A 14,403-nucleotide genomic window follows, 5' to 3' on the forward strand; every position below is an offset into this window, starting at 1 on the left:
GGATGGCGCGGACATTAACGCGTGCGAGCCTAGACTACTGGAGTCGGGTTGAAGGAGAGGTCAGGGACGAATGGCTGGAGTTATCGTGCTCGCCGCCTATCGACCCTCGAAGGAGCTGTTCGCCCGCCAGCTCGCCTCGATACGCGACCAGACAGTGACTGACTGGGAGTGCATCATCTCCGTTGACGGAGAGCTGGAGACTGTCGAGGAGGTCCTCGCCGATGTCGTGCCCGACGACGAGCGCTTCCGCGTCCTTGCAGACGGGCGACGCCTCGGTTTCTACCTGAACTTCGAGCGGGGGCTTGCGGCGGTGCCCGCGGAGGCCGAATGGGTGGCGCTGAGCGACCAGGACGACTTCTGGTACCCCCACAAGCTCGAGACCCTGCTTCCGCACCTCTCGGAGGCTGCGATCGTATCCGGGCAGGCCCGGCTGGTGTCCCACCCCGGTGAGGAAGTGCTCGGATTCACCGAGCGACGACAGCTCGATGCCGCATCGACCATGATCGTGAATCAGTTCACCGGCTCGCTGTGCCTCTTCCGCGCCGATCTGCTGTCGACGGCGCTGCCGTTCCCTCGTCTCTCCTCCCACACGGTCGCGCACGATCACTGGCTCGCCGCCGTGGGCATGGCGCGGGGAGGCGGTCGGATCGTCGATGACGTCGTGCAGGACTACGTGCAGCACTCTGCGAACGTCTTCGGTGATCCGAGCAGGCTGCGGCTCGGCCCGATCGCGACGCTGCGGAGAGCCTGGGGCAACGCCGTCTCGTTCTCGATGCGGTACGAGGGGTCGGCGTCGCCGTTCGCGATGGCGCGGATGCTGTTCTGGATCTACGTGGGATGGCGCCAGCTCATGGCGCAGACGCTCGTGGAGCGTGAACCCCAGGCGACGCGCGCGATCGAGATCGATCGGCGCTTCGGCTCGGGGCGGCGATTGCTCGAGACTCTGCGGATGCTGCGTCGAGTCCGCCGCGCACAGGTCGTGCCGGCGCCCTTCGTGATCGCGTATCTCGGGAGCTGGGCGGCAGGCTGGCTGATTCGAGGGCGTCGACGCAGACCGACCGTGACGCCGTAGACGGCCGTCAGCGGGGTAGCGCGTCGGGAAGAGGGCGAATGCGCCAGGTGACGCGGGCAGCGTCAGCGGAGAGCGCTGGCCCCATCCTGCCCATGCGCTCGGCTCGTCCGTCGCGGAACCCCGCGACGAGCAGCTTTCGCATGGTCGAGCGGGGTGTCGCCAGCATCCACGCGATCAGGAAGTACGCGTAGTCGGCGCGTGCGTCGCGGCGCAGTCGGGCGCGGTGCCGCGGGTGGCGCCGCGCCAGCACGATGCGATTCCTGGCCCGGTAGTAGTACCGGAACGGCGTGCTCAGGGTGAGGGTGGGCAGCAGTGCTCCGAGGGGGCCGGGGATTCGGTAGCGTGCACCCAGGCGGTGCGGCAGCCGGAGACCGGAGGCGACGATGCACGGCATGTCGGCGTCGAGGCAGCGGAGCTCGAAGTCCGTGTCGACGAGGTCGATGAAGAGGGCGTCATCCATCAGACCGACCCGGTCGACCACTTCAGCGGGCAGATACATGCCGGACTGGATCGCGTGAGCGGCGTAGACCACTCCGTGTCGTGTCGGCGACCCGGCCTGGGATACGTCGGCGAAGAACTCCGGAACGACGGGGCCGGCGGGGATGCGGTGAGTGCGGGCGCGTTCCCAGGCGGCTCTCAGAGCGTCGACGAAGCCGGGGGCGATGGTCGAGTCCTGATCGAACGTCACGATCGCGCTCGCGCCGTTGTCGAGGGCGCCGCGGATGCCGCGATTCAGGGCGGTGGCGATGCCGGAGTTGTGCTCCAAGGCGACCACCTGTGCTCCGCTCGATGCGATCTCCGCGCGAATCGAGTCGAACTCAGAGCCGCTGCCGTCGTCGACCACGATGATTCCGGTGACTTGGGGAGCGAGATCGGCCAGAAGCGGAGGGACCTCCGCAGGGCGATGAACGGTGACGACTCCCCAAACCTCGTCGCTCGGGGCTCGGGACGTCATGCCGGGGGAGCGCTGTCGGCGCCGTTGCCTCGGTGCTGAGCCTCGAGGGCCGCGATCCGGCTGTCCAGCCTGTCTATCTCGGCGCGCGACAGCGCTGCCTCCTCCGCAACGCGGCGGATCTCGTCCTCAGCCTGGGAGAGCTCCCAAGAGAGGTGCAGGGACACTCCCAGGAGCAGGGTGATGGCCAGAGCGAACAGGAGGTTGGCCGGCACCTGCACCCCGAGCAGTGCGGTCGCCCAGAGCAGAAGCTGCGGGAAGATCCCGAGCAGCAGGACGCTCAGCGCGATCACGATCCACATCACGGCGTACTTCTCGCGAAGGCGTCGCGTCAGAAGCATCCAGAACACCAGCGCCAGGATGAACAGCGAGAGGGCGATCCCGACGGCAATGATCATTGTGCGTCCTCCCGTTCACGGACACTCGTCGATTGGCTCGACGAGTCGGTGCGGCGCAGCATCGCCAGGCCGAGAGTGAACACCGAACGCAGCAGATAGATCGATGCTCCGATCGGGCCCTGGCTCGGCGTCCCGTGGACGCGTGGCCGCATCGCCACGGGCACCTGCGTCACCGTCAAGCCCGCGTGACACGCTGCGACGAGGGAGTCGATGGTGTCGCCGAGGTACTCGGCGGGGTAATAGCGGACGTACTGCTCGATGGCTCGGTGGTTGGCCGCGCGGAAGCCGCTCGTCACATCTGTGAGGCGGGTCTTGGCGACCCTGGACACGGTCTTCGCCAAGAACAGCATCGCCCAGTGGCGGGGGCCCCGAACGGAGTAGTCGCCGACGTCCGCGAAACGAGCGCCGATCGAGATGTCCGCCGCGTCGAGACCGTCGAGGACCCGGGCGATGTCGACCGGATTGTGCTGCCCATCGGCGTCGACCTGGATGGCGCGCGTGTAACCGTGACGCTTCGCGTACGTGAACCCGGTGCGCATCGCCCCGCCGACGCCGAGATTGAACGGGAGCGAGATGACCGTGGCGCCGGCTTCTCTGGCGACTGTGCCCGTGTCATCGGTGGATCCGTCGTCGACGACGAGAAGATCGAAGTCGGCGCTCGCGGCGCGGATCTCGTGCACGGTGCGTCCGACGTTGCGGGCCTCGTTCCACGCGGGGACGATGACGAGGACACGGTCCGACGGCAAACTCATAGTTCCCCGATCCTATCGGATCGACCGGTCACGTGATCGGAGCGCCGACCGCGTAGTCCCTTTTGAAAGCGGGAGCGATCTGCAGCACCTCGGGTGCGCGCCCGCCGCCGAGTCTGAGCAGAACCGAGATCGACGTGACGTGCCTCAGCTTGCCGTTCTCGTAGAAGTAGATCTCCGGTGCGCCGGTGAACTGCACGAAGTCCGTGCCGCTGGTCAGCAGGGGGGATCCGACCTTGAATCCTGAGAGCTGCGCACCGGGGAGCACATACTCCCGCGGTGGGGTTCCCCCGTTCAACTGGAGCAGGGTCTTGATGCTGCGGACGTGACGCAGCACGCCGTTCTCGTATCGGTAGATCTCCTCGCGTCCGGTGAAGCGCACGAAGGAATTGGCGGGGAGGCTCGCAGGGCCGGTGCCGAACCACTGGACGGTTGCCTGCGACCAGGGCAGCACCCGCAACGGTCTGGATCCGTTGAGTGCCAGCAGATCGGCGGGGGACGGCACATGCCGCAGCGTGCCTCCCGAGGCGACATAGATCTCCGGCGCCCCCTGGGGCTGAATGAACAGCGGATCGGAGACCGTGGTCTTCGCGCGGGGCATCGCACCACATTCTCCGGGGCCCAGCTTGGTCGGCTTGATGCCGCCGAACTTCGTGCCCGACACCGGATAGAGCTTGCCGCCGGCGGCGATCAGAGTGCTGTTGCCGCACGAAACGACTGGAGTGAGAGTCAACCCCGCCTTCGTGTTGGCTGCGACAGAACTGCTTGGCACGACGGTGAGGCCCGTAGCGCCGAACTCAGCGGCAAGCGCGGTGTTCGGCACTCGAAGCAGGCGGTCGCCGAGAAGCGTGAGATATGCGTCTTTCGAGCCGATGGCGCGAATCAGGCTGTTCGCCTTGATCACGAGAAGGCCGTTGCCGATCGCCGCGGCCGCCGACGGCTTCATCGAGGCGACATATCCGGGCGTTCCCTTGGACACCTCGAGCCATGTCTGCTGGTTGGCGACATGCCTGCGCAGCCCTGACTGATAGAGGTAGACCTCCGGCTCCGTCCCTGAGCGGAAGAACGACCCGACGGGTGCACCCTCGGAGAATCGGTCCGCCGTGGAGCCGGTGAGGTTGACGTACGAGCCGAACGAGTATCCGAACAGGGCGACCTGGCCCGCGTCGACGAAGCGATGCCGGGTGCCGTCCGGCTCCAGGAGGTACAGCGTGCCCGTTCGCGGGTCGTGCACGTACCGCGTGACCGGCTTGCCCTCCGGCATCGGGTCGAGGTACGACGCGGCTACAGAGACGGCCCCTCCGAGCCTCGACCGCAGCGCGGCATAGTCCTCGGAGGCGACGACGTGGTGGCGAACGCCGGACTGCACCATGTAGATCTCCGCGCGACCCGGGACCTGCGCGAGGGTCGCCGACGTGGCACCCGATGTCTGCGTGCTGCCGAACCAATCGGTGAAGAGCTGGTAGAAGTTGCGATTGCCGTAGCTGGAGCACCCGTCACCTGTGCCGTAGCCGGCGTTGAGCGCCGCGCGGTTCGGCTGATAGGGCGTGTAGTAGTAGAGCGCGGCGGTCGCCTTGTTCTCGATGCGCACCGGCGCCGAGCCGCAGGCCCGGTTGGGGTGATACAGGATGTTCCAGGTCTTTCCCGGCGCGTAGTAGGTGAACCAGCGCCCCTCGGCGTAGATCTGCATCTGCCTGGCCGCACCGTAGATCTGGTAGAAGAAGCCTGCGTATGCCGGATCGCACGCCGCCGTGTCCGGGCAGCCCTGACCGAGAGCCATGTCGTAGCGCCATCTGCTGGGCCACGTGTGCGTGACGAGACTCTGCTCCTTCTCGAGCATGACGATGAGCACCCGCGGGTTGATGCCGCACGACTGCGCGACCCGCGCGATGATCGTCGCCGCCGACTCGTTCGCCGCTCCGCTGTAGCCACGGCAGTAGCTGTCAGCCGGGCGGTTCGGCGTGTTCTGACGGTAGTCCTTGAGGCAGACGTATCCGCTGCGGCATGACGCCACCTTGCCGCGGAAGAACGAGTCGATCTGACCGGCTGACATCGTGTCGCTCTGGAAGAACACGGCGTCGGAGATGATGTTGCCCGGCTTGAACTGCGCGAGGTTCGCGGTCTCGCGGATGGACGCATCCACCGGGGCCGTCGCCGCAGTCGACGATGCCAGCGTCGTCGCGGCGGTGGACAGGCCGCCGGAGGATGAGGGCGACACGGCACTGGCCGGCGTCGCCACGAGCAGGGATGCGGCGAGGACGACAGACGCTGCACTGGCAAGAATGCCGAGCAGGTGGGGGGATTTTGAGCCGGTCACCTGCTCATTGTGGCGGAAATACACAGATGATGCCAGTGTGAATGGTGTGACGCAAGTAAATCGAGTCTTTCTGAGTCCCAGCTGGGATGTGGCACGATATGGGGGTGAAAGGCATTATTCTCGCTGGCGGCTCAGGCACTCGACTGCACCCGATTACGATCGGCATCTCCAAGCAGCTGATTCCCGTGTACGACAAGCCGATGGTCTACTACCCGCTGTCGACGCTGATGCTGGCGGGGATCCGGGACATCCTGATCATCACCACTCCTCACGACGCAGAGCAGTTCGAGCGTCTGCTCGGCGACGGGTCGCAGTTCGGAGTGAACCTCACGTTCGCACAGCAGCCGTCGCCGGACGGTCTCGCGCAGGCCTTCGTCATCGGAGCGGACTTCATCGGCGACGACAAGGTCGCCCTCGTGCTCGGTGACAACCTGCTCTACGGTCCGGGACTCGGCACCCAGCTCAAGCGCTACACGGACGTCGAGGGCGGTGCCGTCTTCGCCTACTGGGTCGCAGAGCCCAACGCCTACGGCGTCGTCGAATTCGACGCCGACGGTCGCGCCGTCTCCCTCGAGGAGAAGCCTGAGCACCCCAAGAGCAACTACGCCGTGCCCGGACTCTATTTCTACGACAATGACGTGGTCGAGATCGCCCGCAACCTCGAGCCGAGTGCTCGCGGGGAGTACGAGATCACCGACATCAACCGCGCCTATCTCGAGCGCGGCGGCCTGCGCGTAGAGGTGCTGCCGCGGGGAACAGCGTGGCTCGACACCGGGACGTTCGACCAGATGTCGGATGCCGGCGACTACGTGCGCACGATGGAGCGCCGCACGGGTCTGCGCATCGGCGTCCCGGAAGAGGTCGCCTGGCGTCAGGGCTTCCTCACCGATGACGAACTGCGTGAGCGGGCCACCAAGCTCGTGAAGTCCGGCTACGGAACATACCTGCTCGAGATCCTGGAAAGAGGTCGTTGATGTCGAACATCCTCGTCACCGGAGGCGCCGGTTTCATCGGATCGAACTTCGTCCACTACGCGGTCGAGCACACGGACCACACGGTCACGGTCCTCGACGCGCTGACGTACGCAGGCAACCGGGCCTCGCTCGCCGGGCTTCCCGAAGACCGGGTGCGGTTCGTGCACGGCGACATCACGGATGCCGAGCTCGTCGACGGGCTCACCGCCGAGGCGGACGCTGTGGTGCACTACGCGGCGGAGTCCCACAACGACAACTCGCTGCACAGCCCCCGTCCCTTCCTGGACACCAACATCATCGGCACGTACACGCTGCTCGAAGCGGCGCGCAAGCACGAGACGCGGTTCCACCACATCTCGACCGATGAGGTCTACGGCGACCTCGAGCTCGACGACCCCGAGCGGTTCACCGAGCAGACTCCGTACAACCCGTCGTCGCCGTACTCGTCGACCAAGGCCGGCAGCGATCTGCTCGTCCGCGCCTGGGTCCGCTCGTTCGGCGTGCAGGCGACGATCTCGAACTGCTCGAACAACTACGGGCCGTACCAGCACGTCGAGAAGTTCATCCCGCGTCAGATCACCAACGTGATCCGCGGCATCCGTCCCAAGCTCTACGGGGCGGGTGAGAACGTCAGGGACTGGATCCATGCCAATGACCACTCGTCTGCCGTGCTCACCATCCTCGAGAAGGGTCAGATCGGCGAGACCTATCTGATCGGCGCTGACGGCGAGCGCAACAACAAGGAGGTCGTCGAGCTGATCCTCGAGGAGATGGGTCAGCCGCGAGACGCGTACGACCACGTCACGGATCGTGCCGGTCACGACCTGCGGTACGCGATCGACTCCACGAAGCTGCGCACGGAGCTGGGCTGGAAGCCGGAGTTCGCCGATTTCGAGTCCGGACTGGCCGCGACCATCGCGTGGTACCGCGACAACGAGTCGTGGTGGGCGCCTTCCAAGGACCAGACCGAGGCGTTCTACGCCTCCAAGGGACAGTGACCCGATGAGCGAGATCGACTTCGGCAAGTCCCTGAGTCGCACCGAGACGACGATTCCGGGGCTCGAGATCTTCGATCTGCCGGTTCACGGCGACTCGCGCGGGTGGTTCAAGGAGAACTGGCAGCGCGAGAAGATGACCGCGCTCGGCCTCGCCGATTTCGGCCCCGTCCAGAACAACGTCTCGTTCAACGACGCCGTCGGAACGACGCGCGGGATCCACGCCGAGCCGTGGGACAAGTGGGTGTCCATCGCTACGGGACGGATCTTCGGCGCCTGGGTCGACCTGCGGGAGGGACCGACGTTCGGCGCGGTCTTCACCGCCGAGCTCGATCCTTCGAAGGCCATCTTCGTGCCACGGGGCGTCGGCAACTCGTATCAGACCCTCGAGCCCGACACCGCCTACACGTATCTCGTGAACGACCACTGGTCGCCGGACGCGTCGTACTCCTTCCTGAATCTCGCAGACGAGACCGCTGCGATCGAGTGGCCCATTCCGCTTGCGGAGGCCGAGGTCTCTGCGAAGGATCTCGCACATCCGCGCCTCTCCGATGTGGAGCCGGTCGCCCCTCGGAAGACTCTCGTGATCGGCTCGGGCGGACAGCTGGGAACTGCCCTGCGGTCCGAGTTCGACGGCATGCAGAGCGTCGAGTGGACCACGCGCGCCGATTTCGATCTCGGGTCGGCGACGCTGGCCGATGCGCGCCGGTGGCGCGACTACGACACGATCATCAACGCAGCCGCATACACGGCCGTCGATCGTGCGGAGACGCCCGACGGCAGGCGTGACGCGTGGGCGGTGAATGCCGCAGGGCCCGCCGCGCTGGCTCGCATCGCTGCAGAGCACGGCATCACGCTCGTGCACGTGTCGAGCGACTACGTGTTCGACGGGTCGGCCGATCGCCCCTATGCGGAAGCCGACCTCGTGTGTCCTCTCGGTGTCTACGGCCAGTCCAAGGCCGCAGGCGATCTCGCCGTATCGACGGCTCCGCGTCACTACATCGTCCGCACCTCCTGGGTGATCGGGAGCGGGAGCAACTTCGTCAGCACCATGGCCTCGCTGGCTGCGAAGGGTGTGGACCCGAAGGTCGTCGACGACCAGCGCGGGCGGCTCACGTTCGCGAGCGAGATCGCTCGCCTCATCCGCACCCTGGTCGAGAAGCGGCCCCCGTTCGGGGTCTACAACCTGACCTCCGAGGGCGAGGTCGTCACCTGGGCAGACGTCGCTCGCCGCGTGTTCGAACTCGTCGGCCATGATGCAGCACGGGTCACGGGCGTGTCGACGGATCAGTACTTCGCCTCGGCGACGTCGCCCGTCGCCCCGCGCCCGCTGAACAGCGTGCTCGATCTGACCAGGGTCCACGGCATCGGCTTCACCCCTCGTGCGGGAGACGAACTGCTTCGGGAGTATCTCGCGCCGTGAGCGCGTCGTTGCGGACCGCGGATGCTCTCATCGCGGCGCCGAAAGCGCGGGTCTTCCGAACCGACATCCAGGCGCTCCGCGCCGTCGCCATCGGCTTGGTCGTGCTCAACCACCTCTGGCCGTCGCGCCTGCCCGGCGGGTATGTGGGCGTCGATGTCTTCTTCGTGATCTCCGGCTTCCTCATCACAGGACACCTCGTGGGAGAGATGAGGCGCACCGGGGGAGTGCGACTCGGGGCGTTCTACGCCCGACGTATCCGGCGCCTGCTCCCGGCGGCGATGCTCGTGCTCGCAGTGTCGCTCGTGTTTCTCGTCGTGTTCCTTCCCTACCCTCGGTGGGAGCGCGGAGCCTGGGAGGTCGCGGCGAGTGCGGGGTACGTCGAGAACTGGTTCCTGGCATCGATGTCGGTCAACTACTCGGCGCTCAATGATGCGGCGAGCGTCGTGCAGCACTATTGGTCGCTCTCGGTCGAGGAGCAGTTCTACATCGTCTGGCCTCTGCTGCTGCTCGCAGCGCTCGCCGTGTCTCGGCGCACCGCAGGACCCAGCACGCGTCGCGGAACGAGGAGGAGGACGACCAACGCGCTGATCCTGGTCGTTGCGGTGGTGAGCATCGTCTCCTTCGCCGCCAGTGTCATCTACACGAGCGTCGCGCCGCCTCAGGCGTACTTCGCGACCTTCACGCGCGGATGGGAATTCGCCGTCGGTGGCGCGATCGCGCTCTTCGGAAGCCGGATACCTCTCGGGCGCACTGCCGCCGACATCGTCAGCCTGCTCGGGTTCGCCCTCATCGTCTTCGCCGCGCTCGTCTACGATCACACGACAGCTTTTCCCGGGTACACCGCACTGGTGCCCGTGCTCGGCACCGCGGCGGTGATCCTCGCCGGCGAGAGATTCGCGTCGCTCTGGCATGCGAAGGTCACGGCCCTGCGTTCCGTGCAGTGGGTCGGCGGCATCTCCTACTCGTTGTATCTGTGGCATTGGCCGTTGATCGTCGTCGCGCCGTTCGTCATCGGGGGCGAGGCGACCACCCTGTCGAAGATCGCGGTGCTCGCGATCGCGCTCGTGCTGGCCGCGCTGACGAAGAGGTTCGTCGAGGACGCCGGCCAGACCTGGGGTTACTGGCGTGGCTCCTCGCGCCGTGCGTTCGGGCTCATGGTCGCCGGGATGATCGTCATCGCTGCTCTCGTGGCCGGCGTCCTCGCCTCGTACAGTGCGCGGGTCGAGGCAGACGGGCCACCCGACGATCTCCTCGCATCGACGTGCGAGGGCCCCTCGGCGCTCGCACCGGGGGCGGAGTGCGCCGACCCTTTCGGGGCCGCGGACTATTCGGTGATGACGAAGAAGAACGAGTACTTCTACACCCCTGAGGAGTGCGGTGAGTTCCTGCCGATCCTCGCTTACGGAGATCTGAGGACGACGCACGAGTGCGACTTCTCGGGCGGTGCAGCGGATCCGACGCGGGTCTGGCTGATCGGTGACTCGCACGCGCAGCAGTGGCAGGGGGCCGTGTTCGACATCGCCGAGAAGAACGGCTGGATCGTCGACACCAGCTACTACGGAGGGTGCCCCGTGGCCGATGTCGACTTCATCGGATTCCGCAGCGCGTGGGGCATCGCCGACGTCGAGAGGTGTCGCGAGTGGTCCCGCGACCTCGCCGAGACCGTCACCGAGGATGGCCCCGACCTCGTCATCACCGCGATGGCATCTCGGCTTCAGCTGGTGGACGACGGGAGCGACAGACCGCAGATCGATCAGATGTCGCAGGGGCTGCTGGAGTACTGGAAGCGCTGGAACGACGCGGGTATCAAGGTGCTCGCGCTCGCGGATCCTCCCTTCAACGCCGAGGTCAGGAGCCCCGACTGCGTCCTCCACAACTCCGACGAGCCGCAATCCTGTGCGCGTCCTCGCGCTGAGGCGCACCCCGCCGACCCGATGGTCGCCGCCGGTGCGGCGGCCGGATCGGAATCCATCAGCGTGCTGGACCTGACCGACCGCTTCTGCGACGCGAACTCGTGCTACGCCGTGGTGGGCGGCATCCCGGTCTACTACGACGCGGATCACCTCAACCTCGAGTTCGCCAGGCTGCTCGGACCCGATATCGAAGCAGCGGCCGAGCGACTGCTGACGCAGAGCAGATAGTCTGAAAGCGGCAGACGGTCGACCCGAGACGACTGCGGCGACACCCCCCCCGCCGATACGCCGCCCTCTTCATGAATCCGACGCGACCGACATGGCTTCGGCCTCCCGCCCCTGACTCCGCGCGCCCTCTGACACACCGCGCCGACATCGACGGTCTCCGAGCGCTCGCGATCCTGCTCGTGGTGGCGTACCACGTATGGCTGGGCCGCGTCTCGGGCGGAGTCGACGTCTTCCTGATGGTCTCCGCGTTCTTCCTCACCGCGTCGTTCGTGCGGCGGCTCGAGTCGCAGCGCCCGCTTGCCCTCGGTCCGTTCTGGCTGCGCCGGTTCCGACGGCTGCTGCCCGCGGCCGCCGTGACGATCGTCGGCGTGCTCGGCGTCGCACTCGCGATGTATCCGCAGACCGAGTGGCCGCGCGTCTGGACCGAGGCCTGGTCGAGCCTCTTCTACGTCGAGAACTGGACTCTCGCCCTGTCGGAGGTCGACTACTACGCGCGCGAGTCCGTCACGCCCAGTCCGTTCCAGCACTTCTGGTCGTTGTCGGTCCAAGGGCAGGTCTTCATCCTCTGGCCGCTGATCATCGCGGGGGTGTGGGTGGTGCTCCGCCGACGACAGCGCCTGATCGTTCCTGCCCTGGCTCTCGTGTTCGGTGTGATCTTCGTCGTCTCGCTCGGGTTCTCGGTGGTCGAGACGATGCGAGCCCAGTCGTTCGCCTACTTCGACACACGCACACGACTGTGGGAGTTCGCGGCCGGCTCGCTCGTCGCGATCGCGCTTCCCCACATCCGCGTTCGACCGTGGCTCGGGGCGGTCTTCGGATGGGTCGGGATCGTCGGCATCGTGATGTGCGGAATCGTGCTCGACGTGCAGGGAGGGTTTCCCGGGTATCTCGCCCTGTGGCCGGTGGTCTGCACGGCGCTCGTCATCATCGCCGGGCGCGACCGCCCGCGTGGCGGACCTGCGGTGGTGTTGGAGTCAGCGCCACTGCGTTACGTCTCACGAGACGCCTATGCGCTTTATCTCGTCCACTGGCCCGTCCTCGTGACCTGGATGATGTTGAGTGGCCGTTCCGAGCCGGGGTGGTCGGCCGGCCTCGGAATCGTCCTCGTGTCGCTCGTGCTCGCCAGGCTCGTGTCGATGCTGGTCGAGCGACCGATTCGGGACTCAGCCGTCCTCGATCGCTCGCATCGTCTCGGTGCGCTCGTTCTCGCGGCATTCGTCCTCATCGTCGCCGCGCCGCTCGCCGCATGGCAGCTGACGATCGAGCAGCGTGAGGCAGCGCTGCTGGCCAGCGACACCGGCGGATACCCGGGGGCGGCGCAGATCGACACCCCGATCGACCTCTCGGGCGCCGATCTGCCGCTGATCCCGCTGGCCACAGCACTCGATGAGGAATGGGTGGATCTGAAGAGCAGCTGCGAGGGCGAGCTCGAGCCCGTCGAGCCGGTGCTGCAGGGCAGCTGCGCGCAGACCGCGAATGCGGGGGACTCGGACGCATGGCGGGTGCTCGTGATGGGGGACTCGCACGCGCAACAGCTCATGTCGCCCCTCACCGTTGTCGCCGATCAGCAGGGGTGGGGCATCGTCGCCCTGCTGAAGGGCGGATGCGCGATCGGCATCGGAGCACCGACCTGGTCGGCCGCGGGCCCGCCGTGCGAGGAGTGGCGTGCCGCTGCGATCGAGTATGCGACGAGGGTGCAGCCCGATGCCGTGTACCTCGTCGTGACTCGGGCGACCCCTGCGTCTCCCGAGGTGCTCGTGGAGGGGATCCGAGAGATCGCCGAGGAACTCACTGCCAGCGGGATCCAGGTGATCGCCGTGCGAGACAATCCGCGCTTCGATGTCGACATGTACGAGTGCGCCCTCGACGAATCCGAGGTCGCGCCGGGCGCTGCTGCGGCGTCGTGCGATGTTCCCGAACCCGGGTTCGCCATCGGGGAGGACCTCGACGATCTGGCGGCGGCCGAAGGGGTCATCGCCGTGGACTTCCGACCCTGGCTGTGCCCCGAGGGCGTGTGTCGGGCATCGATCGGCAATATCGCCGTGTACATCGACGACAATCACATCTCCGACACGTACGGGCGCACTCTCGCTCCCATGCTGCAGGGAATGCTGGAGGTCGGAGGACCCCTCGGCGCCGAGGCGGGCTGACAGGTTGCGCCGAGTCCGCTGCCGGTAGAGTTGTCTGCTGTGTGCCGTGCGCGACGCCGCGCGGATGTGAGCCTTGTGGGCAGAAAGCAGCAACATGGATCTTCTTGTCGTCGGGTCGGGCTTCTTCGGCCTCACCATCGCAGAACGCGCCGCCAACGCCGGCCGCAAGGTCACGGTCATCGACCGTCGCCACCACATCGGCGGGAACGCCTACAGTGAGGCCGAGCCTGAGACGGGCATCGAGGTCCACCGATACGGCGCCCACCTGTTCCACACGTCGAACGCCACGGTGTGGGAGTACGTCAACCGGTTCACGAGCTTCACGAACTACGTGCACCGGGTCTACACGACGCACAAGGGAACTGTCTTCCCGATGCCGGTCAACCTCGGAACCATCAACCAGTTCTTCCAGTCGGCCTATACGCCCGACCAGGCGCGGGCCCTCGTGCGCGAGCAGGCGGGGGAGTTCGACGTCAAGACGGCGGCCAACTTCGAGGAGAAGGGCATCGCTCTCGTCGGCCGTCCTCTGTTCGAGGCCTTCTTCCGGGACTACACCGCCAAGCAGTGGCAGACCGACCCGCAGAAGCTGTCCGGCGACATCATCAGCCGGCTCCCCGTGCGTTACACCTACGACAACCGCTACTTCAACGACACGTGGGAAGGGCTGCCGACAGACGGCTACACCGCGTGGATCGAGCGGATGGCCGATCACCCCAACATCGAGGTGAAGCTGAACGTCGACTACTTCGACGAGAATCAGCCGCTGAACAAGAAGGCGACAGTCGGGCAGCTGCCCATCATCTACACGGGCCCCGTGGACCGCTACTTCGACTACACGGCGGGCGCTCTCAGCTGGCGCACGCTCGACTTCGAGCAGGAGGTGCTGAACATCGGCGACTTCCAGGGCACCAGCGTGATGAACTACCCCGACATGGACGTGCCGTACACGCGCATCCACGAGTTCAAGCACTTCCACCCGGAGCGCAAGGACGTCTACGAATCCGACAAGACCGTCATCATGCGCGAGTTCTCCCGTTTCGCGAACCGCGAGGACGAGCCGTACTACCCCGTGAACACGCCGACGGACCGCGACGGGCTGCTCGCGTACCGTGAGCTCGCGAAGGGCGAGAAGGACGTGCACTTCGGCGGACGCCTCGGCACCTACCAGTACCTCGACATGCACATGGCCATCGGCTCGGCGCTGTCGCTGTGGAACAACTCGCTCTCGTAGA

General features: G+C 66.5%; 11 protein-coding genes. 7 read left to right on the top strand and 4 right to left on the bottom strand.

Annotation, left to right across the window (positions count from 1 at the left end; translation table 11 throughout):
• Positions 1-70 precede the first annotated feature (70 nt).
• Complete coding sequence (locus tag FIV50_RS06245) at positions 71-1,072, top strand: glycosyltransferase (protein ID WP_140036683.1); 1,002 nt, start codon at positions 71-73, stop codon at positions 1,070-1,072.
• A gap of 7 nt (positions 1,073-1,079) precedes the next feature.
• Here FIV50_RS06245 and FIV50_RS06250 read toward each other — a convergent pair whose 3' ends face one another.
• From FIV50_RS06250 to FIV50_RS06265, 4 genes are read right to left on the bottom strand one after another with little or no spacing between them, the layout of a single operon-like run.
• A complete protein-coding gene (locus FIV50_RS06250) occupies positions 1,080-2,027 on the bottom strand; it encodes a glycosyltransferase (RefSeq protein WP_140036684.1) in 948 nt (315 codons plus the stop codon).
• Positions 2,024-2,422, bottom strand: a complete 399-nt coding sequence (locus FIV50_RS06255; RefSeq protein ID WP_140036685.1) for a DUF2304 domain-containing protein — start codon at positions 2,420-2,422, stop codon at positions 2,024-2,026. The genes FIV50_RS06250 and FIV50_RS06255 overlap by 4 nt, the downstream gene beginning before the upstream one ends.
• A complete protein-coding gene (locus tag FIV50_RS06260; protein WP_140036686.1) occupies positions 2,419-3,174 on the bottom strand; it encodes a glycosyltransferase family 2 protein in 756 nt (251 codons plus the stop codon). The genes FIV50_RS06255 and FIV50_RS06260 overlap by 4 nt, the downstream gene beginning before the upstream one ends.
• Before the next feature lie 28 nt (positions 3,175-3,202).
• Entirely contained in the window at positions 3,203-5,488 is a 2,286-nt protein-coding gene (locus FIV50_RS06265; RefSeq protein WP_140036687.1) for a hypothetical protein, read from the bottom strand.
• Between the two features lie 104 nt (positions 5,489-5,592).
• Between FIV50_RS06265 and rfbA the strand changes: the two genes are divergently transcribed.
• The 6 genes from rfbA to glf all read left to right on the top strand — a co-directional run bounded on the left by rfbA (position 5,593) and on the right by glf (position 14,402).
• On the top strand, positions 5,593-6,462 hold the full coding sequence (gene rfbA, locus FIV50_RS06270; RefSeq protein WP_140036688.1) for a glucose-1-phosphate thymidylyltransferase RfbA: 870 nt from the start codon (positions 5,593-5,595) through the stop codon (positions 6,460-6,462).
• Positions 6,462-7,460 carry a dTDP-glucose 4,6-dehydratase gene (gene rfbB / locus FIV50_RS06275; protein WP_140036689.1) on the top strand — a complete coding sequence of 333 codons (999 nt, stop codon included), beginning with the start codon at positions 6,462-6,464 and terminating at the stop codon, positions 7,458-7,460. Before rfbA ends, rfbB begins: the two co-directional genes overlap by 1 nt.
• A 4-nt stretch (positions 7,461-7,464) precedes the next feature.
• Complete coding sequence (locus FIV50_RS06280) at positions 7,465-8,880, top strand: sugar nucleotide-binding protein (RefSeq protein ID WP_140036690.1); 1,416 nt, start codon at positions 7,465-7,467, stop codon at positions 8,878-8,880.
• Positions 8,877-11,021, top strand: coding sequence for an acyltransferase family protein (locus FIV50_RS06285; protein ID WP_140036691.1), 2,145 nt, complete (start codon positions 8,877-8,879; stop codon positions 11,019-11,021). The genes FIV50_RS06280 and FIV50_RS06285 overlap by 4 nt, the downstream gene beginning before the upstream one ends.
• Positions 11,022-11,092: 71 nt before the next feature.
• Positions 11,093-13,171, top strand: coding sequence for an acyltransferase family protein (locus FIV50_RS06290; RefSeq protein WP_140036692.1), 2,079 nt, complete (start codon positions 11,093-11,095; stop codon positions 13,169-13,171).
• A 94-nt stretch (positions 13,172-13,265) separates the two neighbouring features.
• Complete coding sequence (gene glf / locus FIV50_RS06295; protein WP_140036693.1) at positions 13,266-14,402, top strand: UDP-galactopyranose mutase; 1,137 nt, start codon at positions 13,266-13,268, stop codon at positions 14,400-14,402.
• Position 14,403: the final 1 nt, after the last annotated feature.

It is taken from the genome of Microbacterium foliorum (assembly GCF_006385575.1).
Taxonomy (GTDB): domain Bacteria; phylum Actinomycetota; class Actinomycetes; order Actinomycetales; family Microbacteriaceae; genus Microbacterium; species Microbacterium foliorum_B.

What these genes read in the sequence shown, in the direction of transcription:
- FIV50_RS06245 (WP_140036683.1), top strand. Translation starts at nt 71, where the DNA reads ATGGCTGGAGTTATCGTGCTCGCCGCCTATCGACCCTCGAAGGAGCTG.
- FIV50_RS06250 (WP_140036684.1), bottom strand. Translation starts at nt 2,027, where the DNA reads ATGACGTCCCGAGCCCCGAGCGACGAGGTTTGGGGAGTCGTCACCGTT.
- FIV50_RS06255 (WP_140036685.1), bottom strand. Translation starts at nt 2,422, where the DNA reads ATGATCATTGCCGTCGGGATCGCCCTCTCGCTGTTCATCCTGGCGCTG.
- FIV50_RS06260 (WP_140036686.1), bottom strand. Translation starts at nt 3,174, where the DNA reads ATGAGTTTGCCGTCGGACCGTGTCCTCGTCATCGTCCCCGCGTGGAAC.
- rfbB (WP_140036689.1), top strand. Translation starts at nt 6,462, where the DNA reads ATGTCGAACATCCTCGTCACCGGAGGCGCCGGTTTCATCGGATCGAAC.
- FIV50_RS06280 (WP_140036690.1), top strand. Translation starts at nt 7,465, where the DNA reads ATGAGCGAGATCGACTTCGGCAAGTCCCTGAGTCGCACCGAGACGACG.
- FIV50_RS06290 (WP_140036692.1), top strand. Translation starts at nt 11,093, where the DNA reads ATGAATCCGACGCGACCGACATGGCTTCGGCCTCCCGCCCCTGACTCC.
- glf (WP_140036693.1), top strand. Translation starts at nt 13,266, where the DNA reads ATGGATCTTCTTGTCGTCGGGTCGGGCTTCTTCGGCCTCACCATCGCA.